General features: G+C 60.3%; 22 protein-coding genes. 7 read left to right on the forward strand and 15 right to left on the reverse strand.

The genetic code is table 11. From position 1 onward, the window contains the following. Positions 1-106: 106 nt before the first annotated feature. From ACP7A2_RS03105 to ACP7A2_RS03115, 3 genes are all read right to left on the reverse strand, one after another. On the reverse strand, positions 107-382 hold the full coding sequence (locus ACP7A2_RS03105) for an HU family DNA-binding protein (RefSeq protein ID WP_003213368.1): 276 nt from the start codon (positions 380-382) through the stop codon (positions 107-109). A 191-nt stretch (positions 383-573) separates the two neighbouring features. Next, positions 574-1,722: an NAD(P)/FAD-dependent oxidoreductase gene (locus ACP7A2_RS03110; RefSeq protein WP_426133031.1), complete on the reverse strand. Its 1,149-nt coding sequence runs from the start codon at positions 1,720-1,722 to the stop codon at positions 574-576. A 35-nt stretch (positions 1,723-1,757) separates the two neighbouring features. Then, entirely contained in the window at positions 1,758-1,925 is a 168-nt protein-coding gene (locus ACP7A2_RS03115) for a rubredoxin (protein WP_003213373.1), read from the reverse strand. A gap of 195 nt (positions 1,926-2,120) precedes the next feature. Between ACP7A2_RS03115 and ACP7A2_RS03120 the strand changes: the two genes are divergently transcribed. Beyond that, positions 2,121-2,684 (forward strand): chorismate--pyruvate lyase family protein, encoded by a 564-nt coding sequence (locus tag ACP7A2_RS03120; protein ID WP_426133032.1) that lies wholly within the window; start codon positions 2,121-2,123, stop codon positions 2,682-2,684. Next, on the forward strand, positions 2,684-3,574 hold the full coding sequence (gene ubiA / locus ACP7A2_RS03125) for a 4-hydroxybenzoate octaprenyltransferase (RefSeq protein WP_348055408.1): 891 nt from the start codon (positions 2,684-2,686) through the stop codon (positions 3,572-3,574). Before ACP7A2_RS03120 ends, ubiA begins: the two co-directional genes overlap by 1 nt. 280 nt (positions 3,575-3,854) lie before the next feature. Here the strand turns inward: ubiA and ACP7A2_RS03130 are convergent, their stop codons facing one another. Continuing rightward, positions 3,855-4,232, reverse strand: coding sequence for a COG4315 family predicted lipoprotein (locus ACP7A2_RS03130; protein WP_426133033.1), 378 nt, complete (start codon positions 4,230-4,232; stop codon positions 3,855-3,857). A 153-nt stretch (positions 4,233-4,385) separates the two neighbouring features. Between ACP7A2_RS03130 and phoB the strand changes: the two genes are divergently transcribed. The 3 genes from phoB (at position 4,386) to ACP7A2_RS03145 (ending at position 8,053) form a co-directional block, all read left to right on the forward strand. Next, positions 4,386-5,075 carry a phosphate regulon transcriptional regulator PhoB gene (phoB, locus tag ACP7A2_RS03135; protein ID WP_003231714.1) on the forward strand — a complete coding sequence of 230 codons (690 nt, stop codon included), beginning with the start codon at positions 4,386-4,388 and terminating at the stop codon, positions 5,073-5,075. A gap of 81 nt (positions 5,076-5,156) precedes the next feature. Continuing rightward, on the forward strand, positions 5,157-6,443 hold the full coding sequence (gene phoR, locus ACP7A2_RS03140) for a phosphate regulon sensor histidine kinase PhoR (protein ID WP_426133099.1): 1,287 nt from the start codon (positions 5,157-5,159) through the stop codon (positions 6,441-6,443). A 269-nt stretch (positions 6,444-6,712) separates the two neighbouring features. Further along, positions 6,713-8,053 carry a hemolysin family protein gene (locus tag ACP7A2_RS03145; RefSeq protein ID WP_426133034.1) on the forward strand — a complete coding sequence of 447 codons (1,341 nt, stop codon included), beginning with the start codon at positions 6,713-6,715 and terminating at the stop codon, positions 8,051-8,053. 46 nt (positions 8,054-8,099) lie between these two features. Here the strand turns inward: ACP7A2_RS03145 and ACP7A2_RS03150 are convergent, their stop codons facing one another. The 9 genes from ACP7A2_RS03150 to ACP7A2_RS03190 all read right to left on the reverse strand — a co-directional run bounded on the left by ACP7A2_RS03150 (position 8,100) and on the right by ACP7A2_RS03190 (position 18,567). After that, positions 8,100-8,399 (reverse strand): helix-turn-helix domain-containing protein, encoded by a 300-nt coding sequence (locus tag ACP7A2_RS03150; RefSeq protein WP_426133035.1) that lies wholly within the window; start codon positions 8,397-8,399, stop codon positions 8,100-8,102. Positions 8,400-8,403: 4 nt separating this feature from the next. Further along, a complete protein-coding gene (locus tag ACP7A2_RS03155; protein ID WP_426133036.1) occupies positions 8,404-8,727 on the reverse strand; it encodes a type II toxin-antitoxin system RelE/ParE family toxin in 324 nt (107 codons plus the stop codon). 185 nt (positions 8,728-8,912) lie between these two features. Then, the gene (locus tag ACP7A2_RS03160; protein ID WP_426133037.1) at positions 8,913-9,821 is read right to left on the reverse strand and encodes a response regulator; all 909 of its coding nucleotides are present in this window, start codon (positions 9,819-9,821) and stop codon (positions 8,913-8,915) included. Between the two features lie 167 nt (positions 9,822-9,988). Then, on the reverse strand, positions 9,989-10,750 hold the full coding sequence (gene phoU, locus ACP7A2_RS03165) for a phosphate signaling complex protein PhoU (RefSeq protein WP_426133038.1): 762 nt from the start codon (positions 10,748-10,750) through the stop codon (positions 9,989-9,991). 71 nt (positions 10,751-10,821) lie between these two features. Further along, on the reverse strand, positions 10,822-11,655 hold the full coding sequence (pstB, locus tag ACP7A2_RS03170; protein WP_426133039.1) for a phosphate ABC transporter ATP-binding protein PstB: 834 nt from the start codon (positions 11,653-11,655) through the stop codon (positions 10,822-10,824). 180 nt (positions 11,656-11,835) lie between these two features. Then, positions 11,836-13,506 carry a phosphate ABC transporter permease PstA gene (gene pstA / locus ACP7A2_RS03175; RefSeq protein WP_375065648.1) on the reverse strand — a complete coding sequence of 557 codons (1,671 nt, stop codon included), beginning with the start codon at positions 13,504-13,506 and terminating at the stop codon, positions 11,836-11,838. A 15-nt stretch (positions 13,507-13,521) separates the two neighbouring features. Beyond that, complete coding sequence (locus tag ACP7A2_RS03180; protein WP_426133100.1) at positions 13,522-15,555, reverse strand: ABC transporter permease subunit; 2,034 nt, start codon at positions 15,553-15,555, stop codon at positions 13,522-13,524. Positions 15,556-16,039: 484 nt separating this feature from the next. Continuing rightward, entirely contained in the window at positions 16,040-17,026 is a 987-nt protein-coding gene (locus ACP7A2_RS03185) for a phosphate ABC transporter substrate-binding protein PstS (RefSeq protein ID WP_375065650.1), read from the reverse strand. Positions 17,027-17,277: 251 nt separating this feature from the next. Further along, entirely contained in the window at positions 17,278-18,567 is a 1,290-nt protein-coding gene (locus ACP7A2_RS03190; RefSeq protein ID WP_348057635.1) for an MFS transporter, read from the reverse strand. Positions 18,568-19,018: 451 nt separating this feature from the next. Here ACP7A2_RS03190 and ACP7A2_RS03195 point away from each other — a divergent pair, with 451 nt between their 5' ends. Both ACP7A2_RS03195 and ACP7A2_RS03200 read left to right on the forward strand, forming a co-directional pair. Then, entirely contained in the window at positions 19,019-19,423 is a 405-nt protein-coding gene (locus tag ACP7A2_RS03195) for an acyl-CoA thioesterase (protein WP_003176975.1), read from the forward strand. 57 nt (positions 19,424-19,480) lie between these two features. Further along, positions 19,481-20,380 (forward strand): D-hexose-6-phosphate mutarotase, encoded by a 900-nt coding sequence (locus ACP7A2_RS03200; protein WP_426133040.1) that lies wholly within the window; start codon positions 19,481-19,483, stop codon positions 20,378-20,380. A gap of 117 nt (positions 20,381-20,497) precedes the next feature. Here ACP7A2_RS03200 and ACP7A2_RS03205 read toward each other — a convergent pair whose 3' ends face one another. Beyond that, positions 20,498-21,034, reverse strand: a complete 537-nt coding sequence (locus tag ACP7A2_RS03205; RefSeq protein ID WP_426133041.1) for a DUF3299 domain-containing protein — start codon at positions 21,032-21,034, stop codon at positions 20,498-20,500. 77 nt (positions 21,035-21,111) lie between these two features. Next, positions 21,112-21,357: a GlsB/YeaQ/YmgE family stress response membrane protein gene (locus ACP7A2_RS03210; RefSeq protein ID WP_122539226.1), complete on the reverse strand. Its 246-nt coding sequence runs from the start codon at positions 21,355-21,357 to the stop codon at positions 21,112-21,114. Positions 21,358-21,399 lie beyond the last annotated feature (42 nt).

Here is a 21,399-nt window from a genome sequence, read left to right on the forward strand (position 1 = left end):
ATGCGTTTAACGCTGTAATTACACCTTCCAATAAAAATGGGCACCCGACCCAGTCGGCGTGCCCATTTCTTTTACCGCCCCGCCTCCCTTCGAGACGGTATCGCTATTACGGGTTGACGCTGTCTTTGAGCGACTTGCCCGGCTTGAACGCAACGGTGTTGCTCGCCTTGATCTTCACCGGCTCACCGGTTTGCGGGTTTTTGCCGGTGCGGGCGCCGCGATGGCGTTGCAGGAAGGTGCCGAAGCCAACCAGGGTGACGCTGTCCTTGCGGTGCAGGGCGCCGGTGATTTCTTCGAGAACGGCGTTGAGTACGCGATTGGCCTGTTCTTTGGTGAGGTCCGCTTTTTCAGCGATGGCGGCTGCGAGTTCTGGTTTACGCATAAGTGAAGCCTCTTTGACGGTTTTTTGTTGTTATGTCCGTGCTGCTCTCTAACGGAGCAGCGCCCAAGGCGCCGCAGGCTCTACTCTGCGGCAGACGCGAGTGAGGATGGCATGCCCTCGCACGCTCCGCCAGCCTCGCGGCGACCTTTCTGAGGGTAGGAAGGCGCTGATTCCGACAGAACGACCGGTATTTACGCCAGCAGCGGCGGAAGCTCTTTGTTCAGGGCCATTTTTTCCATCACGGCGCTGCCAGTCAGTGCATACCCCAGCAGTCGGCCGCTGGCGTCGCGGCATAAGGCCTTGATGTCAGCGCCCTGCCCTTCAACGGTCCAAACGCCTTCGGTGCCGCGTGGCGGTGGCGAAACCACCAGCGGGCAGATCGGCGTTTTGACGGTGATCGGCATCGGCCCGTAGCTGACGGCGGTGGCATTGCCGGCGAGGGTTTGGGCCAGGGCGCGTGCGCAGCTCATCAGCGGCATCACGTACAGCAGGTTCAGGCCGTCGACCTCGGCGCAGTCGCCCAGGGCGTAGATGTTGGCGTGGGAGGTTTTGAGGTGGCGGTCCACCATGATCCCACGGTTGATTTGCAGGCCGGCGGCAGCGGCGAGGTCGACGCGCGGGCGCAGGCCGATGGCCGAGACCACCAGGTCGCAGTGGATCACTTCACCGTCCGACAAGTGCGCTTCAAGGCCTTCAGCCGTGCGCTGCAGGCGGTTGAGCACCGGGCCGAGGTGGAAACGCGCGCCCAGGCCTTCCAGCCCGGTTTGCACGGCAGCGGCGGCCGCCGGGTGCAGCAGGGTCGGCATGACTTGCTCGCACGGCGCCACCACGTCAATTTCATAGCCGCCAAGGATAAGGTCGTTGGCAAATTCACAGCCGATCAGGCCAGCGCCGAGCAACAGCACGCGGCGTTTGCCGGCAGCAGCAGCGCGAAAGCGGGCGTAGTCTTCAAGGTCATTGATCGGAAAAACCAGCTCCGCCGCGTCGCCTTCAACCGGCACGCGCACGGTTTCGGCGCCCCACGCCAGAACAAGGTCGCGGTAAGCCACCGCTTCCTCGCCGATCCACAGGCGTTTGTGGCCCGGGTCGATGCCGCTGATGCGCGTGTGGGTGCGCACTTCGGCCTTGAGCTGCTCGGCCATGGCACCCGGTTCAGCCATGCTCAGGCCATCGGCTTCCTTGTTCTTGCCAAAGCCGGTGGAGAGCATGGGCTTGGAGTAGGAGCGCCCGTCGTCCGCGGTGATCAGCAGCAACGGGGTCTCGCTGTCGAGCTTGCGAAACTCTCGGGCCACGTTGTAGCCGGCCAATCCTGTGCCGATGATCACGACAGGTGCGTTCATTCCTTTCTCCTTGTAAACCATTTCTTAAAGTCAGATCAGCCGATTTCGATCATTTCGAAATCCATTTTGCCCACGCCGCAATCCGGGCACAGCCAGTCTTCCGGGACGTCCTGCCACAGGGTGCCCGGCGCGATTCCGTCATCCGGCCAGCCGTCTTTTTCGTCATAGATCAGGCCGCAGACTACACATTGCCACTTCTTCATTTCTTGCTTCCTCAGGGTCCAGGCATCTTGGCCGGCGGTCGATAGACCCACGTTGCCGCGCGGCTCAGCGCGTTTTGTACTGATCGGGGCCGCCAGATGCAAGCGTGATCGACGCATGGGGCCGGTTCGGCTCGGCAAAACTCCAGGGCAGCATGGTAAGCTCGCCGCCTCTTTTGCTGCCGATACTGACTCACCGTGCCGCACTCAATCGCCCCTACCGATGCTTGCCAATGGCTGACCCAGAGCCTTCTGAGCCCCCTGCCTGCGCCCTTGACTTTCAACTGGCTGTTCGATGAAGGTTCGCTGACGCGGCGGCTGACGTGGCTGTCAGACGACGGTTTCAGCGTGACGCCGTTGTTCGAAGGCTGGCAGCCGCTGCGTGATGATGAATGCGCCGCCCTGAACCTGGCGCCGGCCACGGTCGGTTGGGTGCGTGAGGTGTATTTGCGCGGGCATGGTCAGCCGTGGGTGTTTGCCCGCAGCGTGGCATCGCGCAGTGCCTTGCAGGGCGACGGCTTGCACATGGATGCGTTGGGCAGCCGCTCCCTGGGTGAATTGCTGTTCTGCGACCGGGCGTTCACCCGCCAGGCGATCGAGGTGTGCCATTACCCTCGGCAATGGCTGCCCACGGCAGATCAGGTCGATGGACTGTGGGCGCGCCGCTCGCGCTTTGATCGCGGGGCGTTGAGCGTGCTCGTGGCGGAAATTTTCCTGCCGAGCTTCTGGCACGCGTTGCACGACCATCCGGAGAACCGCTGATGTATCAACGCTTGCTCAAATCCCTGAATCGCCTGAACCCACGGGCCTGGGATTTCATTCAGTTGACCCGCATGGACAAGCCAATCGGCATTTACCTGCTGCTGTGGCCGACGCTGTGGGCGCTGTGGATTGCCGGCAAGGGCTCACCGTCGTTTATCAATATCGTGATTTTCGTGCTGGGCGTGGTGCTGACCCGGGCTGGCGGCTGCGTGATCAATGACTGGGCCGACCGCAAGGTCGACGGCCACGTGAAGCGCACCGAGCAGCGCCCGCTGGTCAGCGGCAAGATCAGTTCGAAAGAGGCGCTGGTGTTTTTTGCGCTGCTGATGGGCATCAGTTTCCTGCTGGTGCTGTTGACCAATGCCACGACCATTCTGCTATCCCTGGGCGGTTTGGCGCTGGCGGCGAGCTATCCGTTCATGAAGCGCTACACCTATTACCCGCAGGTGGTATTGGGTGCGGCGTTTTCGTGGGGCATGCCGATGGCGTTCACCGCCGAAACCGGGCATCTGCCTGCCGCAGCTTGGCTGCTCTACATCGCCAACCTGCTGTGGACAGTGGGTTATGACACCTATTACGCGATGACCGACCGTGATGACGACCTGCGGATCGGGGTGAAATCTACGGCGATTTTGTTTGGCGATGCCGACCGCATCATTATTTTGAGCCTGCAGGGTTTGTCGCTGGTCTGCCTGTGGCTGGCGGGCCTGCGGTTTGAGCTGGGCGGTTGGTTTCACTTGGGGTTGCTGGCCGCGGCTGGGTGTTTTGCCTGGGAGTTCTGGTACACCCGGGACAAGGACCGGATGAAGTGCTTCAAGGCGTTTTTGCACAACCACTGGGCAGGGCTGGCGATTTTTGTGGGGATTGTGGCGGATTACGGGTTTCGCTGAGCCAGGCTCTCGTGGCAATAGGGCCTGTTTTGGCTAGTCGGCCTGTTGTGGCGAGCGGGCTTGTTGTGGCGAGCGGGCTTGCCCCGCGTTGGGGCGCGAAGCGGCCCCTCTCAGGACCACCGCGCTGTTTCAGATTAACCGGGTTGCCTGGCCTCAGGGCCGCTTCGCAGCCCAACGCGGGGCAAGCCCGCTCGCCACAACAAGCCCGTTTGCCACAGCAGGTCTGCTTGCCACAACGGGCCTGCTCGCCACAGCAGACCCGCTCATCGCAGGAATCACCTCAGGGCTTGATGATGTGCCACGCCCCGCCCTTGCCATCACCGGTCTTGTCACCGGCCTTCTTGTCGTCCTTGTAGGTGTACACCGGCTTGCCGTTGTAAGCCCACTGACTGGTCTGGTCATCACGGGTGATCACCGTCCACTTGCCCGCAGGCTTGTCGGTAGACTCAGCCTTCAGCGGCGGCCAGTTGGTCGCGCACTGGTCTTTGCACACTGATTTGCCGTCGGCGTCCTTATCGAAGGTGTAGAGGGTCAGGCCCTTGTGATCTACCAACATACCGTCTTTGGTCATTGCCGGCTCTGCGGCGAACGCCAGGGTTGGCAGTGTCAACGCGGCCGTGACCAGCAGGGCTTTCCAGGAAATAGTGCGGTAAGTCATCGGAACCTTCCTTTTTTGGTTGTCAGGATTCGGACCCAAAGGGTAGTCCAGAGTGCCGTTAATTGCCCGAGCGACTAAATTACTGTCACACGACTGCAATAATTCCGTTATCTAATGCGGCGCAAGACAGTTAAATGACAAGAGGATTTAGGCATGGTTGGCAGGAGCATTCTGATCGTTGACGACGAAGCGCCCATTCGCGAGATGATCGCCGTTGCGTTGGAAATGGCCGGCTATGACTGCCTGGAGGCGGAGAACTCCCAGCAGGCCCATGCCATTATCGTTGACCGCAAGCCGGACCTGATCCTGCTTGACTGGATGCTGCCTGGCACCTCCGGCATCGAGTTGGCGCGCCGCCTCAAGCGTGACGAGCTGACCGGGGATATCCCGATCATCATGCTCACCGCCAAGGGCGAAGAGGACAACAAAATCCAGGGGCTTGAGGTCGGCGCCGATGACTACATCACCAAGCCGTTTTCCCCTCGGGAACTGGTCGCCCGTCTGAAAGCTGTTCTGCGCCGCGCCGGCCCCACCGACGGCGAAGCACCAATTGAAGTGGGCGGCCTGATCCTTGACCCGATCAGCCATCGCGTGACCATCGACGGCACGCCGGCTGAAATGGGCCCCACCGAATACCGCCTGCTGCAATTCTTCATGACTCACCAGGAACGTGCCTACACCCGTGGCCAATTGCTCGACCAGGTCTGGGGCGGCAACGTGTACGTGGAAGAGCGCACCGTGGACGTGCATATCCGCCGCCTGCGTAAAGCCTTGGGCGATGCCTACGAGAATCTGGTACAAACCGTGCGCGGCACCGGCTACCGATTTTCGACCAAGGGCTGAACCGGTCGCTGCCTGACTTAACTGCTGACAAGGACGCGTGTTCAAGTGAATCAAAACTGGCATGGCACCCTGATCCGCCACATGCTTCTGTTGATCACCGGCTGCCTGGTGGTGGGCCTGGTCACTGGCCAATATGGCTGGGCGTTGGCCGTGGGCATCGGCCTGTACCTGGGCTGGACGCTCAAACAACTGCTGCGTCTGCATGAATGGCTGCGCCAGCAAAAACCCGACGAAGCACCGCCCGACGGCTATGGTTTGTGGGGCGAGGTGTTTGACAGCATCTACCACCTGCAACGTCGCGACCAGCGCGTACGCGGGCGCCTGCAAGCGGTGATCGACCGGGTGCAGGAATCCACCGCCGCGCTCAAAGACGCGGTGATCATGCTCGACAGCGACGGCAACCTGGAATGGTGGAACCGCGCCGCCGAGACCCTGCTGGGCCTGAAGACGCCTCAGGACAGCGGCCAGCCGGTGACCAACCTGGTGCGCCACCCGCGCTTCAAGGAGTACTTCGAACAGGAGAACTACGAAGAAGCCCTGGAAATCCCTTCGCCCACCAATGACCGCGTGCGTATCCAGCTCTACCTGACGCGCTACGGCAACAACGAACATTTGATGCTGGTGCGCGATGTCACACGCATTCACCAGCTGGAACAGATGCGCAAAGACTTCGTCGCTAACGTATCTCACGAACTGCGCACGCCGCTGACGGTGATCTGCGGCTACCTGGAGACGCTGCTGGACAACGTCGACGAGATCAACCCGCGCTGGAGCCGTGCCCTGCAACAGATGCAGCAGCAAGGCTCACGCATGCAGACCTTGCTCAACGACCTGCTGCTGCTGGCCAAGCTGGAAGCTACGGACTATCCGTCGGACAACCAGCCGGTGGCGGTGCAAAGCTTGTTGCAGACCATCAAGAACGACGCCCTGGCGCTCTCCGGCGAACGCGGGCAGCACATCAGCCTGGACGCCGACCCGTCGATCCTGCTCAAGGGCAGCGAAGGCGAATTGCGCAGCGCATTCTCCAACCTGGTGTTCAACGCCGTGAAGTACACCCAGGACAAGGGCAATATCCGCATCCGCTGGTGGGCCGACGAACACGGTGCGCACCTGAGCGTGCAAGACTCCGGTATCGGCATCGACGCCAAGCACTTGCCACGCCTGACCGAGCGCTTCTACCGCGTTGATTCCAGCCGCAACTCCAACACCGGCGGCACCGGGCTGGGTTTGGCCATCGTCAAACACGTGTTGCTGCGCCATCGTGCCCGCCTGGAAATCAGCAGTGTGTTGGGGCATGGCAGCACCTTTACCTGCCATTTCCAGCCGGCGCAGGTGACCCGTTCGCAGGAGCTGGGGAATGATGAGTAACCTGAACACAGCGCTGAGTTAAGTGTGGGAGCTGGCTTGCCTGCGATGGCGGTGAGTCAGCTGAAAATAGGTCAACTGACAGTCCGCTATCGCAGGCAAGCCAGCTCCCACATTGGATTCGTGTTGTTTGGAAGAATGCTTTCCAGGCCCCGCCCGGCAGCAGGCACTAGGCAAGCGCCCCGTCAGCCGCTACATTGGCCGACTTGCGCCTGCCTTTCAGGCCCTTCTGTCACCCCTTATTGAACACACGGAACCTGCAAAACCCCATCATGGACCCTTCCCCTGGCATCACCCTCGCGACACTCTTCGCCGACTTCGGCATGATTCTTTTTGCACTGATCCTGGTACTGCTCAACGGTTTCTTCGTTGCGGCGGAATTCGCCATGGTCAAACTGCGCTCGACCCGGGTCGAGGCCATCGCCCACACCAACGGCTGGCGCGGGCAGATCCTGCGCACCGTGCACAGTCAGCTCGACGCCTACCTGTCGGCCTGCCAGCTGGGTATCACCCTCGCCTCCCTGGGTTTGGGCTGGGTCGGTGAGCCAGCGTTTGCGCACATCCTCGAGCCGCTGCTCGGCGCCGTCGGCGTGCAATCGCCTGAAGTGATCAAGGGCGTGTCGTTCTTTGCCGCCTTCTTCGTGATCTCCTACCTGCACATCGTGGTCGGTGAATTGGCGCCCAAGTCCTGGGCCATTCGCAAACCCGAGCTGCTGTCGCTGTGGACGGCAGTGCCGCTGTACCTGTTCTACTGGGCCATGTACCCGGCGATCTACCTGCTTAACGCCAGCGCCAACGCCATCCTGCGCATCGCCGGCCAAGGCGAGCCTGGCCCGCACCACGAACATCATTACAGCCGTGAAGAACTCAAGCTGATCCTGCACTCCAGCCGTGGCCAGGACCCGAGCGACCAAGGCATGCGCGTCCTAGCGTCCGCCGTGGAAATGGGCGAGCTGGAAGTGGTCGACTGGGCCAACTCCCGGGAAGACCTGGTGACCCTGGACTTCAACGCCCCGCTCAAGGAAATCCTTGCGCTGTTCCGCCGCCACAAATTCAGCCGTTACCCGGTGTATGACGCGGTGCGCAACGAGTTCGTCGGCCTGCTGCACATCAAGGATTTGCTGCTGGAGCTGGCGGCCCTGGACCACCTCCCCGAGTCGTTCAACCTGGCCGAGCTGACCCGCCCGCTGGAGCGCGTCTCACGGCACATGCCGTTGTCGCAGCTACTGGAGCAGTTCCGCAAAGGCGGCGCACACTTTGCCCTGGTGGAGGAAGCCGACGGCAAGATCATCGGCTACCTGACCATGGAAGACGTGCTCGAAGTGCTGGTCGGCGACATCCAGGACGAACACCGCAAGGCCGAGCGCGGCATCCTGGCCTACCAGCCGGGCAAACTGCTGGTGCGCGGCGACACGCCGTTGTTCAAAGTGGAACGCCTGCTGGGTGTCGACCTGGACCACATCGAAGCCGAAACCCTGGCTGGCCTGATCTACGACACGCTCAAACGCGTGCCGGAAGAGGAAGAAGTGCTGGAAGTCGATGGCTTGCGGATCATCATCAAGAAGATGAAAGGCCCGAAGATCGTGCTGGCCAAGGTGCTGTTGCTGGATTGATCAGAAAGGGCGCAGGAGCAAGCGACTCGCTCCTGCGCGCTGTCGATTACGCCGGCAACGGCGAGAAGCAGATATCGACCCTCAAATGCGCTGCAGCAGACAAATTGACCAATGCATCCAGTGAGAATTTGCCGATCTTGCCATTCAAGGCGTCATTGAGCCGAGGCTGACTGATGTTAAGCCGCTCGGCAGCCGCTTTCTGCGACAACTCCCAACTGCGGATGGTGTTGCACAGTTCCAGCAGCAGCTTTGAACGCAGGCGCATATTGGCGGCTTGCTCAGGAGTATCCTCAAGAGCATCCCAGACGCAGCTGAAACGTTCGGTGTGGATTGTTGAGTCTGTCATGGGCTTAACCTATCTCCTGCAATCTGGCACGAGCCAATTCAATATCCCGGCTTTCGGTTTTGCGGGTGGTCTTGCGCAGCGCGTGCAGTACATACACCGCTTCCGGCCGGTTGACCACATAGAACACTCGAAACGCTCCCGACTCCTCAGTGATCCGAATCTCACTGACTCCCCGCCCGATAGTTTTCATCGGCTTGCAATCAAAAGGCTGCTCACCCTGCTGCAAAAGATCCAACTGAAAACCGGCTGCCCTCCGGGCATCGAGCGGAAAAGCTTTTAGATCCTTGAGCGTACTTCCTAGAAACACTACATCCCTGTGCCTTGGCATTAGCCTCTCCTTTGCTGGAAAGAAAAAGCGTAATCCACGATTCAGCCAGAGGCGTTGGGGAGGTGTTTCAAGACATAGCAAAGGCTCGCAAGCACCATCGCTTTATAGAGGCTATATCGAAACAGATATAAATCAAGGCAGGCACCGGGAATCAGACAGTCGGTCGACTCCCGGCGGATAGACGATCACGCTCCCGGCACAAAGTGCTTCTGCGCCGTGCCGCGCGCGATCAGGCGGGAGATGTAGTCGAGCTTTTGCGCATCCTGGTCGATAAACCGGAAGGTCAGTTGCAGCCAGTCGCTGTCGGGCTTGGGCTCGTAGGCGACGATGGCGTGCAGGTAGCCGTTGAGGCGGGCGACTTCGGCGTTGTCGCCCTGCTCAAGGTCGAGTACGGCACTTTCGAGTACCTGAGGCAGCACGTCAGTGCGACGCACCACCAGCAGCGCCTCCTTGATGCTCAGCGCCTTGATCACACACTGCTGAGTGCCACTGGATAGACGCAGTTGGCCCTGGCCACGACCGCTGGCAGGCGATGCGGAAGCCGGCGCTTGCGCGGGTGGCGTGTTGAGCAAGCCTTTGTTGGGCGCCGCCGCGACCGGTGCCGGGGCCGACTTGACCGCTTCGGGTTTACCGCCCGTCAGGGCGCTGAGGGAATCGTTGCCGAACGCCGAGTTCATTTTGGTCGGCGCGCTGGCGATCAGGGCGTCCAGACGGCCGATCTTGTGCAGGGCCTGCTTGACCTTGTTCAGCAGCTGTTCGTTGGTGAACGGTTTGCTGACATAGCCGGAAACACCGGCCTGGATCGCCTGCACCACGTTTTCCTTGTCGCCACGGCTGGTCACCATCACAAACGGCATGGCCTTCAGGTGCGGTTGTTCACGGCACCAGGTCAGCAGCTCAAGGCCGGACATCTCGGGCATTTCCCAATCGCACAGCACCAGGTCGAAGGTCTCGCGCATCAGGACGGATTGCGCCTTTTTGCCATTCACCGCGTCTTCAATCTGGATCCCCGGGAAGTAGTTGCGCAGGCACTTCTTCACCAGGTCGCGGATAAACGAGGCGTCATCCACCACCAACACACTGACTTTACTCATCGACCCTTCATCCTATAAAAACGTCGGCACGCAAACGCCTGACCGATGGCATTTTGCCAAAACTCGCGGTTCACAGAAGGACTTTATGTCGCCTGCCGTGCAAATAATTCAGAGGCCACAAACGAAAACGCCCGGCCAATGGCCGGGCGTAAATTTCTCGGGCAACCTTACTTATCGTCAGTTTCGCCCGAAACATTAGGGATTTGGTCGGCTGTGCCTTCAACTTCGGCTTTCATGCGCTTGAGGCCCATGTGCCGCACGTCGGTGCCGCGTACCAGATAGATGACCAGTTCGGAGATGTTGCGCGCGTGGTCGCCGATACGTTCCAGGGAGCGCAGCACCCAGATAATGTTCAAGACGCGCGAGATAGAGCGCGGGTCTTCCATCATGTAGGTGGCCAGCTCGCGCAGCGCGGTCTTGTATTCGCGGTCGATAGTCTTGTCGTATTGCGCCACCGACAATGCCAGTTCGGCGTCGAAGCGGGCAAACGCGTCCAGCGCATCACGCACCATATTGCGCACCTGGTCGCCGATGTGGCGCACCTCCACGTAACCGCGTGGCGCTTCGCCCTCCTCACTCAGCTGGATGGCGCGGCGGGCGATCTTGGTGGCTTCGTCGCCGATGCGCTCAAGGTCGATCACCGACTTGGAAATGCTGATGATCAAACGCAGGTCGGACGCCGCCGGTTGGCGACGGGCCAGAATGCGCAGGCATTCTTCGTCGATGTTGCGTTCCATCTGGTTGATCTGGTCATCAATTTCGCGCACTTGCTGGGCCAGGCCCGAGTCGGCCTCAATCAGCGCAGTCACGGCGTCGTTGACTTGCTTCTCCACCAGCCCACCCATCGCCAGGAGGTGGCTGCGCACCTCCTCAAGCTCGGCGTTGAACTGCGCGGAGATGTGATGGGTAAGGCCTTCTTTGCTGATCATGTGGGTGTCCTTGGAGCGTCCGGTAAGGTGCGGGAAGCCGCAGCATTCAGTGCAATCAGAACCACCGCGGGCTAGCCGTAACGACCGGTGATGTAGTCTTCGGTCTGCTTCTTGGCCGGGTTGGTAAACAGGGTGTCGGTGTCGCCGAATTCCACCAGTTTGCCCATGTACATGAACGCGGTGTAGTCGGAAACCCGCGCCGCCTGTTGCATGTTGTGGGTCACGATAACGATGGTGAACTTGGATTTGAGCTCATAAATCAGCTCTTCGACTTTCAGCGTCGAGATCGGGTCGAGTGCCGAGCACGGTTCGTCGAGCAGTAACACTTCCGGTTCCACGGCGATGGTGCGCGCGATCACCAGACGTTGTTGCTGACCACCGGACAGGCCGAGTGCGGATTCGTGCAGACGGTCTTTGACCTCGTCCCACAGCGCCGCGCCTTTCAGAGCCCACTCAACGGCTTCGTCGAGGATGCGTTTTTTGTTGATGCCCTGGATGCGCAGGCCGTAGACCACGTTTTCATAGATGGTCTTGGGGAATGGGTTCGGCTTCTGGAACACCATGCCGACGCGGCGACGCAGCTCGGCCACGTCTTCGCCCTTGCGGTAGATGTTGGTGCCGTAGAGGTTGATAGCACCTTCTACGCGGCAGCCGTCAACCAGGTCGTTCATGCGGTTGAACGTACGCAGCAGCGTGGACTTGCCGCAGCCGGACGGGCCGATAAAGGCGGTCACGCGCTGCTTGGGGATGTTCATGCTGACGTCGAACAGCGCCTGCTTTTCACCGTAGTACAGGCTCAGGCCCGGCACTTCGATGGCCACGGTTTCCTGGGCCAGGCTCAGGGTCTGCTTGTCGCGACCCAGTGCCGACATGTTGATGCCGTGGGTGTGGGTTTCATGTTGCATGGGATGCTCCCTGTGCTACCAATTCGTTTCGTTGAACCGCTGTGTGAACGGTTTACTTGATCTCAATGTCCTGCGCGGTCTCCTGTGGGAGCTGGCTTGCCTGCGATGGCATCAATGCGGTCTTCCTGAAACACCGCGTCGTCTGCATCGCAGGCAAGCCAGCTCCCACAGGGAATCGCATTAACTGTCCAGCGCTTTGTATTTCTCGCGCAGGTGGTTACGGATCCACACTGCCGACAAGTTAAGCGTCGCAATCACCAGCACCAGCAACAGTGCAGTCGCATATACCAGTGGCCGGGCGGCCTCGACATTCGGGCTCTGGAAGCCGACGTCATAAATATGGAAGCCCAGGTGCATGATCTTCTGGTCCAGGTGCAAATACGGGTAGTTGCCATCCAGCGGCAGCGACGGCGCCAGCTTCACCACACCCACCAACATCAGCGGCGCCACTTCACCGGCGGCACGGGCCACGGCGAGGATCATGCCGGTCATCATTGCCGGGCTGGCCATCGGCAGCACGATCTTCCACAGCGTTTCCGCCTTGGTCGCGCCCAGTGCCAGCGAACCTTCACGCACGGTGCGAGGAATTCGCGCCAGGCCTTCTTCGGTAGCCACAATCACCACCGGCACCGCCAGCAGCGCCAGGGTCAGCGAGGCCCACAGCAGGCCCGGTGTACCGAAGGTTGGGGCCGGCAGGGCTTCGGAGAAGAATATACGGTCAACCGAGCCACCCAATACATACACGAAGAAGCCCAGGCCGAACACGCCGTAGACGATGGCCGGAACACCCGCCAGGTTGTTCACCGCGATGCGGATAATGCGCGTCAGGGCGTTCTGTTTGGCGTATTCACGCAGGTACACCGCCGCCAGCACGCCGAACGGGGTCACGATCATCGCCATGATCAGGGTCATCATCACGGTGCCGAAAATAGCCGGGAAAATCCCGCCTTCAGTGTTGGCTTCCCGTGGGTCATCGCTGAGGAATTCCCAGATCTTGCTGAAGTAGAAGCCGACCTTGGTCATGTAACCCATGGCGTTCGGCTGGTAAGCGTGCACCACCTTGCCGATGCCGATTTCCAGTTCTTTGCCGTTGGCGTCGCGGGCGGTCAGGCTGTCGCGGTTGAACTGGGTGTGCAAGTCTGCCAGGCGCGCCTCGATGTCCTGGTAGCGAGCATTCAGCTCGGCACGGCCGGCATCCATGTCCGCCTGGGCGGTGGCGTCCAGCTTGCCTTCCAGCTCGAGCTTGCGACCGTGCAAGCGGATGCGCTCCAGCCCGGCGTTGATCGCGCCGATGTCGGTTTTTTCCAGGCTCTTGAGCTGGGCAGCCAGCTTGTTCACGCGGTCGACGCGGGCTTGCAGCTCAGGCCACGCGGCCTCGCCTACTGCGATGACCTTGCCATCCTGCTTGACGTTGACCAGGGTGCCGTAGAAGTTACCCCACTCGCGGCGCTCGATGGCCATCAGCTCCACCGGCTTGGTCTGGTCCTTCAACCACTCGCCGACGATCCAGGTGAAGTCGTTGCCGTTCAAGTCACGGTTGCCGACCTTGATCAGCTCGCGGGTCATGAATTCAGGGCCTTGGTCCGGCACCGGCAGGCCAGCGCTTTTCAGGCGCTCGCGGGGCACTTCTTCTTTCTGCACCACTTCGCCGACGACGATATGGTTTTCCTGGCCCGGCACGCTGTAGTTGGCCTGGATCAGGTCAGCCGGCCAGAAATGGCCCAAACCACGCACGGCAATCACGGCCAGCAAACCAATGGTCATGATGACCGCGATGGACACCGCGCCACCACTGATCCAGACGCCGGGGGCGCCGCTCTTGAACCATCCATTCAGGGAGTTCTGTTTCACAGACTTCTACCTTTCTTAAAGCGACGAGTATTTCTTGCGCAGACGCTGACGGATCAGCTCGGCGAGGGTGTTCATGATGAAGGTGAACAGCAGCAGTACCAGTGCCGAGAGGAACAGCACACGGTAGTGACTACCGCCCACTTCCGACTCAGGCATTTCTACCGCGACGTTGGCCGCCAGGGTGCGCAGGCCTTCGAACAGGTTCATCTCCATCACCGGCGTGTTACCGGTGGCCATCAGTACGATCATGGTCTCGCCGACAGCGCGGCCCATGCCGATCATCAGCGCCGAGAAAATCCCCGGGCTGGCGGTCAGGATGACCACGCGTGTCATGGTCTGCCACGGTGTGGCACCCAGGGCCAGCGAGCCCAGTGTCAGCCCGCGCGGCACGCTGAACACGGCGTCTTCAGCGATGGAGTAGATGTTCGGGATTACCGCGAAACCCATGGCCAGGCCGACGACCAAGGCGTTGCGCTGGTCGTAGGTGATGCCCAGGTCGTGGGAAATCCACATGCGCATGTCGCCGCCGAAGAACCAGGTTTCCAGGTACGGGCTCATGTACAGCGAGAGCCAGCCCACAAACAGGATCACCGGGATCAGGATCGCGCTTTCCCAGCCATCGGGAACACGCAGACGGATCGATTCAGGCAAGCGGCTGAACACAAAACCGGCGACCAGGATGCCAATCGGCAACAGCATCAACAGGCTGAAAATCCCCGGTAGATGCCCTTCCACATACGGCGCCAGGAACAGGCCGGCGAAGAAGCCAAGGATCACCGTCGGCATCGCTTCCATCAGTTCGATCACCGGCTTGACCTTGCGGCGCAGGCTCGGGGCCATGAAGTAAGCGGTGTAGATCGCAGCGGCAACGGCCAGTGGCGCGGCCAGCAGCATGGCGTAGAACGCGGCCTTCAAAGTACCGAAGGTCAGCGGGGCCAGGCTCATTTTTGGTTCGAAATCGGTGTTGGCGGCGGTCGATTGCCAGACGTATTTAGGCTCGTCGTAGTTTTCGTACCAGACCTTGCTCCACAACGCGCTCCACGAGACTTCCGGGTGCGGGTTATCCAGCAGCAACGGTTGCAGCTTGCCCCCGGCTTCGACGATCACGCGGTTGGCCCGTGGCGACATGCCGAACACGCCTTGGCCATCGACCACCGGGTCGACCAGCAAAGTGCGGTGGGCGGTGCTGTGGAACACGCCGAACTTGCCGGAGGCGTCGAGGGCGGTGAAGCCTTTGCGACGTTCTTCAGCGGTGATTTCAACGATGGGCGTGGTGCCCATCTGGAACGTACGAATCTGCTTCAGGCGTTGCTCGCCATCCGGGTCGCGGGCCATGAACCACTGGGCCAGGCCACCTTTGGAGTTACCGAAGATCAGCGAGATACCGCCCACCAGCTGGGTGCTGGCGGTGATTTCGGTGTTGCCGTCTTCGAGCAGTTTGTAGCGACCGTTGAGGCTCTTGTCGCGCAGGCTGAAGACGTCAGCAAGGGCGCGACCGTTGATCACGTACAACCACTGCTGACGCGGGTCGATGAAGATCGCCTTCACCGGCTCGGTCATTTGCGGCAGCTCGATACGCTTCTGCTCGCTGGTGACTTCGCCGGTCATCATGTTTTCTTCGCGGCTCAGGCTCAGCACGTTCAAGTAGGAACCTGCGGAACCGGCAACCACCAGCGAGGAGTCGGTGGCGTTGAGCGCGACGTGCTCCAGCGGGCGACCCTGCTCGTCAAGGACGATCGGCGTTTCGCCGTAAGGGTATTCAATCGCTGGCGTAATGGTTTTCTTGCCGTCCGGGTAGGACACCTTATAGGTGTGGCGGAACACCAGAGACTGGCCATTCGACAAACCCAGGATCACCAGCGGGCTGCCCGGCTGGTCTTCACCGATAGAGGCAACGCTGACGCCCGCCGGGAGCGGCAGGTCGACACGCTTGAGCTCGGCGCCCGTGTTCACATCAAAGAACAGCGCCTGGCCCTTGTCGGAAACCCGCATGGCGACCTGGTTCTGTTCTTCGAGGGAGATCATCAATGGCTTGCCGGCGTCCTGGATCCACGCCGGGGTCAGCGCGTCTTCCTTGGTCAGCGAGGCGCCCTGAAACAGGGGCGCGACAACATAAGCGAGGAAGAAGAAGATCAAGGTGATGGCGGCGAGGACGGCGAGGCCGCCGATCAACACGTACCAACGGGTCAGGCGATCTTTCAGCGCGCGAATGCGGCGCTTGCGTTGCAGCTCAGGCGTATTGAAATCAATACGTTTGGGAGGAGAAGTCGTCGTCATGGTGGAATTGGCCAGATCATTCATGCGCACACCCTAGCGGTCCTGTATGACAGAAAGATGACAGTGCAGTGACGCAACAAAGCCGCCGCGTAGCAGAGCTAGCAGCGGGCTAAAAAATTGGGGTGTAGACGGTTAGTGTGGGAGCGGGCTTGCCCGCGATGGCATCAATACGGCTTCAGCTCTACACCGCGTCGCCAGCATCGCGGGCTAGCCCGCTCCCACATAACAGCATGCGTCTACACCAGGTCTTGCAGGCTTAGTTGCCTTCTTTCAGACCCAGGTCAGCCAGTGCCTTGGCGGCAACTTTGGCTGGCAACGGGATGTAGCCGTCCTTGACTACAACTTCCTGGCCCTGCTTGGACAGAACCAGTTTCACGAACTCAGCTTCCAGCGGGGCCAGAGGCTTGTTCGGGGCTTTGTTGACGTACACGTAGAGGAAACGCGACAGCGGGTATTTGCCGTTCAGGGCGTTTTCTTCGCTGTCTTCGATGTAGTCAGTGCTGCCTTTCTTGGCCAGGGCTACAGTCTTCACGCTTGCAGTCTTGTAGCCGATGCCCGAGTAACCGATGCCGTTCAGCGAGGAGCTGATCGACTGCACGACCGAAGCCGAGCCTGGTTGTTCGTTCACGTTTGGCTTGTAGTCGCCTTTGCACAGGGCTTCTTCTTTGAAGTAGCCATAAGTGCCGGATACCGAGTTACGACCGAACAGTTGAACCGGCTTGTTGGCCAGGTCGCCGGTCACACCCAGGTCACCCCAGGTTTTCACATCGGCTTTGCCGCCGCACAGACGCGTCGAGGAGAAGATTGCGTCGACCTGTTCCATGGTCAGGTGCTGGATCGGGTTGTCTTTGTGTACGAAGACAGCCAGGGCATCCACAGCCACCGGGATAGCGGTTGGCTTGTAGCCATACTTCTGTTCGAAGGCCGCCAGTTCGGTGTCCTTCATTTTGCGGCTCATCGGGCCCAGGTTGGAGGTGCCTTCAGTCAGCGCAGGTGGCGCAGTGGCGGAGCCGGCGGCCTGAATCTGGATGTTAACGTTCGGGTATTCCTTTTTGTAGGACTCAGCCCACAAGGTCATCAGGTTCGCCAGGGTGTCGGAACCAACGCTGGACAGGTTGCCCGATACACCGGTGGTCTTGGCGTAGGCCGGAATTGCCGGGTCAACACCAGCGGCTACCGCGTTAGCGGTCGCAACGCCAGCAGCGACAAAAGTCATTGCCGCCATCAAACGTTTCAGTTTCATGCCTTGCTCCTAGCAGATAGGGATAGTTGGATCGGGGCCAAGTATCGGTAGGCCGTGTGAACACTCTATGTCCGAAATATGACAATTAGATGAAAGGCCAGCATTTGTGAAAAACCTGACAGAAAGGGGGAAGGTCATTAAAAACGGGGCGTGCGAGGGGATTTAGCCGCTATTTCAGAAACTCTCTTTAACCGTTGGCAGAGCAAAATACCTGTGGCGAGCAAGCTCGCTCGCCACAGGTTATCGGTGAATTAACGCCCCCGCTTCCACAGGTAACCACCCACCAACATCCCCATCACGCACAGCACGGCGACATAGTAAGCAGGGCCCATCGGGCTTTCCTTCATCAGCAGCGACACCGCCAGCGGCGTCAGACCGCCAAACACGGCGTAGGCAACGTTGTAGGAGAACGACAACCCACTGAAGCGCACCACTGGCGGGAAGGCTTTCACCATCACGTAAGGCACCACGCCGATCACGCCTACAAACAGGCCGGTCAAGGTGTACAGCGGGAAGAGCCAATTCGGGTGATCAATGAGGCTGTGGTAGAGCGTCCACGAAGTCGCCAGCAGCAGCAGGCAACCCACGACCAGCACGCGGCCTGCGCCAAAGCGGTCGGCCAGGGCACCAGAGGCGATGCAGCCCAGGCTCAAGGCGACGATAGCCATGCTGTTGGCTTGCAGCGCAATGGTCGGGCTGAAGTGGTAGACGGTTTGCAACACAGTCGGAGTCATCAGAATGACCACCACCACACCGGCCGACAGCAGCCAGGTCAGCAGCATCGACAGGACAATGGCACTGCGATGGTCGCGCAATACCGCGCGCAACGGCAGCTCGGCCGCCAGGGTTTTGCGTTGCTGCATCTCGGCGAAAATCGGCGTTTCATGCAACCAGCGGCGCAGGTACACCGACAGCAGGCCGAACACGCCGCCCAGCAAGAACGGGATTCGCCAGGCGTAATCCGAAACCTGCTCCGGGCTGTACAAGGTGTTGATCGCGGTAGCCACCAGCGAGCCCAGCAAGATGCCGGCCGTCAGGCCGCTGGTCAGCGTGCCGCAGGCGTAGCCGATATGGCGCGGCGGTACGTGCTCGGAAACGAACACCCAGGCGCCCGGTACTTCGCCGCCAATCGCTGCGCCCTGGATGACGCGCATCAGCAGGAGCAACAACGGCGCCCACAGGCCGATCTGCGCGTAGGTCGGCAGCAGGCCCATGATCAGGGTCGGCACGGCCATCATGAAAATGCTCAAGGTGAACATTTTCTTGCGGCCCAGCAGGTCGCCGAAGTGCGCCATGATGATGCCGCCCAGCGGGCGTGCCAGGTAGCCGGCGGCGAAGATGCCGAAGGTCTGCATCATGCGCAGCCATTCAGGCATGTCGAGGGGGAAGAACAGTTTTCCGACCACGGTGGCGAAAAACACGAAGATGATGAAGTCGTAAAACTCCAGCGCCCCGCCCAAGGCAGACAGCGACAGGGTTTTGTAGTCGTTGCGGGTCAGCGGGCGCGAAGGTTGCGCACTGCTTGCGGGCACGGAGGACATGGCAAGGCTTCTCTTATTAGTCAGAACGGCAGGCCCGCGGTGAAGACGGGTTCGGCAAGATAGCAAATCGACTGCAAAAGCACAGCGCTGACCTGTTAACACTTAAAGTGGGCGAATACTCAGGGCTCACGCTTGTTAATGACAACCAGAAGCACAGTTGCGGTAAAAAGCCGCCATACAGCGCGATTAGCCGACCAAATGAGCCCCGAGAGGTCGTCGCGGCGCCAGCGTCTCGATATACTCGGCCCTTGCCAGCGCCAAACCCGCTGGCTTGAGGGGCTGCTGCGCCAAAGCGTCGTTGGGTGCCATCCAGCCGATTTGGTAGAGTTTCCCTTTAGTTCGCCTTACGAGAAACGCATCACGCGGTGTATGTTGGTGCTGAAACGTTTTTCCAAAAGACGGCTATCCATTTGAAATACCCGAAGCGTCACGGGTCAGAGGCACCCTCGGCATGATCGAACTCGAACAAGAAGATCCAATCCCGCAAGGCGATCTCGCCCTGCAAATCACTGCGCTCCCGCGTGAAACCAACGGTTTTGGCGACATCTTTGGCGGCTGGCTGGTCGCTCAAATGGACCTCGCCGGCACAGCAATGGCCAGCAAGGTCGCAGGTGGCCGCGTGGCCACGGTTGCGATTGATCGCATGGCATTCCTGGTGCCAGTGGCCGTGGGCGCGCAACTTTCCTTTTATACCCAGGCGCTGGAAATCGGCCGCAGCTCGATTCAGATGATGGTCGAAGTGTGGAGCGACGACCCGCTGTCCAGCGAATGGCGCAAGGTTACCGAAGCGGTGTTTGTGTTCGTCGCCATCGATGGCAGTGGCCGTACGCGTTCAGTACCGTCGCGCGCGCGTTAAACATCGCCGGGTTTCGACGGTCAATTGCCCCATTGCCTGCCATAAAGAGTGCTTTGTATGCCTGTGCCCCACGTTGAAACCGTGAAAATCGACGAACTGGACTGCTGGCGCATCCGCCACAACGGCGCTGAATTGATGGTTGCCCAACAGGGCGCGCACCTCTTCAGTTATCAGCGCCAGGGTGAGCAGCCGCTGATCTGGCCGAACCCCGAGGCGGTGTTCAAGAAAGGCAAAGGCATCCGCACCGGCGTCCCGGTGTGCTGGCCGTGGTTTGGTGTATTCGACCGCAACCCCGATAGCGTCAAGGCGATGCGCAAGAGCGAACAGCCTGCCGGCGCCCACGGTTTCGTACGCACAGCACTCTGGGACCTGGCCGGGAGCGAGCTTGAAGGCGAAACGTTGCGCGTTGATCTGGTACTGCCGGTACCTGCGGGCGGCTTTCCCGGCTGGCCCCATCATGTCGACCTGACGTTAAGCCTGCTACTGGACGACCAGTTGCATATTCGCCTGACCAGCCACAACCGTGGCACCGACACCGTGACCTTAAGCCAGGCGCTGCACACCTATTTCGCCGTGAGCGATGTGCGCAACGTGCAGGTCGAAGGTCTGGACGGGTTAGCGTATATCGATACCGCTGACGGCTGGAGCAACAAGACACAATCGGGGTTGCTGGCGTTCACCGCCGAGACTGATCGCATTTACCTCAACACACCGACGCAGTTGAATATTGTCGATAAAGATTGGCAGCGTCGGATCCAGCTCACCAGCGAAGGGTCGAACTCGACGGTGATCTGGAATCCCTGGACCGAACGCGCCAAGGCGTTTGACGACATGGCCGATGACGGCTGGCAGGGAATGTTGTGCATCGAAACGGCGAACGTGCTGGATGACGTGGTGACCCTTGCACCCGGCGCCAGCCATACCCTGGCCGTGAGCATCACCAGTCTCAACCTGTAAACGCCGATAAAAATGTGGGAGCTGGCTTGCCTGCGATGCAAACACCGGGGTATCACTGATACACCGCAGTGAAGCTATCGCAGGCAAGCCAGCTCCCACACTGATTGCGGTTGAGGCTTAGAGATCGGACTCTTTCACGGCTCTTACTTTCCCCGCATCCAGCGCATACGCCGCATCCGCCAGATCGTTATTCACCTTCTCCACTTTCAACGTGCCCGTGACCCACAGCGGCGTGTAGATATCATCCAGCTTCAAGCCCTTGGGATAACGCACCAGCACCAACTGGTTAGGCGGCGGTGGCGGCACATGGATGCAGGCGCCCGGATACGGCACCAGGAAGAACAGCGTGCTACGGCCCTTGGCGTCGGTTTCCAGCGGCACCGGGTAACCGCCGATGCGGATGTTCTTGCCGTTCATGGCGGCCACGGTTTTGGTGGAGTACATCACCGCCGGCAAGCCTTTGCTTTGCTTCAAGCCACCTTTGTCGGTGAACGTGCCTTGGGCTTCGGGGGAGTTGTGGTCAATTTCGGGCATGGCTTCGAGGGCTTTCTGGTCGGAAAGCGGCATCAGTTCGAGCCAGTCGGTTTCCGGCAGTTCGCCGGCGTGCGCCAGGCTTGAGCCCAGCAAGAGGAGAGTCAAAATAAGACGGCGCATGGAGAGGCTCGGCAAAGTCGGAAGCCGAGCATTCTAGCCCTCTGCGCCTGCGTAGCGCAGAGGGCTTTGTCGCTAAATCACTTTTTGCGCAGCAAGCCGTAAATCACCAGCAGCACGACGGCGCCGATCAGCGCACCGAGGAAGCCTGCGCCCTGGCCAGCCTGGTAGATGCCCAGTGCCTGACCACCGTAAGTGGCAACCAGCGAACCGGCAATACCCAGCAGGATGGTCATGATCCAGCCCATGCTGTCGTCGCCTGGCTTGAGGAAACGCGCGAGCAGACCGACGATCAAGCCGATGAAGATGGTTCCGATGATACCCATGGCATTTCCCTCTGTATGAAGTGAACTACGCGAAAGCCTAGT

The sequence above is a fragment of the Pseudomonas sp. PWP3-1b2 genome (genome assembly GCF_049896045.1).
GTDB lineage: Bacteria > Pseudomonadota > Gammaproteobacteria > Pseudomonadales > Pseudomonadaceae > Aquipseudomonas > Aquipseudomonas antarctica_B.

Bases quoted from the DNA above. Each gene is read 5' to 3' on its own strand.
- ACP7A2_RS03110 (WP_426133031.1), bottom strand. From the start codon at position 1,722: ATGAACGCACCTGTCGTGATCATCGGCACAGGATTGGCCGGCTACAAC.
- phoB (WP_003231714.1), top strand. From the start codon at position 4,386: ATGGTTGGCAGGAGCATTCTGATCGTTGACGACGAAGCGCCCATTCGC.
- ACP7A2_RS03145 (WP_426133034.1), top strand. From the start codon at position 6,713: ATGGACCCTTCCCCTGGCATCACCCTCGCGACACTCTTCGCCGACTTC.
- phoR (WP_426133099.1), top strand. From the start codon at position 5,157: ATGCTTCTGTTGATCACCGGCTGCCTGGTGGTGGGCCTGGTCACTGGC.
- ACP7A2_RS03105 (WP_003213368.1), bottom strand. From the start codon at position 382: ATGCGTAAACCAGAACTCGCAGCCGCCATCGCTGAAAAAGCGGACCTC.
- phoU (WP_426133038.1), bottom strand. From the start codon at position 10,750: ATGATCAGCAAAGAAGGCCTTACCCATCACATCTCCGCGCAGTTCAAC.
- pstB (WP_426133039.1), bottom strand. From the start codon at position 11,655: ATGCAACATGAAACCCACACCCACGGCATCAACATGTCGGCACTGGGT.
- ACP7A2_RS03200 (WP_426133040.1), top strand. From the start codon at position 19,481: ATGCCTGTGCCCCACGTTGAAACCGTGAAAATCGACGAACTGGACTGC.
- ubiA (WP_348055408.1), top strand. From the start codon at position 2,684: ATGTATCAACGCTTGCTCAAATCCCTGAATCGCCTGAACCCACGGGCC.
- ACP7A2_RS03190 (WP_348057635.1), bottom strand. From the start codon at position 18,567: ATGTCCTCCGTGCCCGCAAGCAGTGCGCAACCTTCGCGCCCGCTGACC.
- ACP7A2_RS03195 (WP_003176975.1), top strand. From the start codon at position 19,019: ATGATCGAACTCGAACAAGAAGATCCAATCCCGCAAGGCGATCTCGCC.
- ACP7A2_RS03185 (WP_375065650.1), bottom strand. From the start codon at position 17,026: ATGAAACTGAAACGTTTGATGGCGGCAATGACTTTTGTCGCTGCTGGC.
- ACP7A2_RS03130 (WP_426133033.1), bottom strand. From the start codon at position 4,232: ATGACTTACCGCACTATTTCCTGGAAAGCCCTGCTGGTCACGGCCGCG.
- ACP7A2_RS03210 (WP_122539226.1), bottom strand. From the start codon at position 21,357: ATGGGTATCATCGGAACCATCTTCATCGGCTTGATCGTCGGTCTGCTC.
- ACP7A2_RS03155 (WP_426133036.1), bottom strand. From the start codon at position 8,727: ATGCCAAGGCACAGGGATGTAGTGTTTCTAGGAAGTACGCTCAAGGAT.
- ACP7A2_RS03115 (WP_003213373.1), bottom strand. From the start codon at position 1,925: ATGAAGAAGTGGCAATGTGTAGTCTGCGGCCTGATCTATGACGAAAAA.
- ACP7A2_RS03150 (WP_426133035.1), bottom strand. From the start codon at position 8,399: ATGACAGACTCAACAATCCACACCGAACGTTTCAGCTGCGTCTGGGAT.
- ACP7A2_RS03205 (WP_426133041.1), bottom strand. From the start codon at position 21,034: ATGCGCCGTCTTATTTTGACTCTCCTCTTGCTGGGCTCAAGCCTGGCG.
- ACP7A2_RS03160 (WP_426133037.1), bottom strand. From the start codon at position 9,821: ATGAGTAAAGTCAGTGTGTTGGTGGTGGATGACGCCTCGTTTATCCGC.